Source organism: Pseudonocardia sp. GCM10023141 (genome assembly GCF_042653605.1).
In genome coordinates this window covers 1-729 of sequence record NZ_JBHSIR010000016.1, presented here as the reverse complement: position 1 = coordinate 729, position 729 = coordinate 1, and the positions used below count along the sequence as shown (strand labels likewise).

The window sequence follows — 729 nt, the reverse complement described above, 5'->3', positions numbered from 1 at the left end:
GCGGGCAGCCTGACCGGGTCGAGAACCGAGATCAATTATCCGGCCAACGTTGCGTGTCGAGCCACTAGCACGACGGTCCATGCCCTGCCGCCTTGAGGGCGGTGCGGTGGCCGATGCAAGCGGTCGGCCCGGTGTCGATGTTGGCCTTGTCGGCCCTGGTGACTCCTTGAGTGTCTGACTGGTCAGTAGTCAACAGGCATGGTTGCGGGACCGGCCGAAACTGAGGATCAGGCGATCATGCGCCAGAACGCGTCGAAGACGGCGCGACCGCGCGCCTCGGCGTTCTCGGGGTCGCGGAGCACGAAGTCGATCTTCGCCTCGGCGAGCGCGTTGGCCAGGGTGAGCACGGACGCCAGTGGCTCATCGCGCATGCGTCCCCGCTCACGGCTGCACTTGATCTGCCCCGCGTTTTCGGACCGCTTGAATTCGGGGTGACGCGGCTGCCGCCGTGGACTTGATCTCCGATCTCGTCGAGGACATCAACGTCGACACCGCCGATCAGCGCGAGCAGGGATCGACGGTTTGCGACGATGCCGCTTGTGGGACCGAGGAGTTCCACGGCCGGGGTGACCGCGGCGATCCGGTTGGCTCTCAACTCCTTGCTTGATCTCGTCGCCGTCGACTCAGTGGGTCAGTCGCAGCGGTGGTGTCTCGACTAGATGTACTGACCGGACAGGTTGGTCAAGCGGGTGATGGGTGGCTTCCTGCCGGTCGCACTGTGGGGCCGGT

2 protein-coding genes are annotated in these 729 nt (G+C 65.3%); one reads left to right on the top strand and one right to left on the bottom strand.

Annotation, left to right across the window (positions count from 1 at the left end; all coding sequences use genetic code 11):
• Positions 1-227: 227 nt before the first annotated feature.
• Positions 228-371: a hypothetical protein gene (locus tag ACFPFQ_RS08470; protein WP_379616546.1), complete on the bottom strand. Its 144-nt coding sequence runs from the start codon at positions 369-371 to the stop codon at positions 228-230.
• 77 nt (positions 372-448) lie between these two features.
• On the opposite strand from ACFPFQ_RS08470, the gene ACFPFQ_RS08465 reads away from it, so the two are divergent.
• Positions 449-607, top strand: a complete 159-nt coding sequence (locus ACFPFQ_RS08465; RefSeq protein ID WP_379616544.1) for a hypothetical protein — start codon at positions 449-451, stop codon at positions 605-607.
• Positions 608-729 lie beyond the last annotated feature (122 nt).

Coding starts and splice junctions, on each gene's coding strand:
- ACFPFQ_RS08470 (WP_379616546.1), bottom strand. CDS start 371: ATGCGCGATGAGCCACTGGCGTCCGTGCTCACCCTGGCCAACGCGCTC.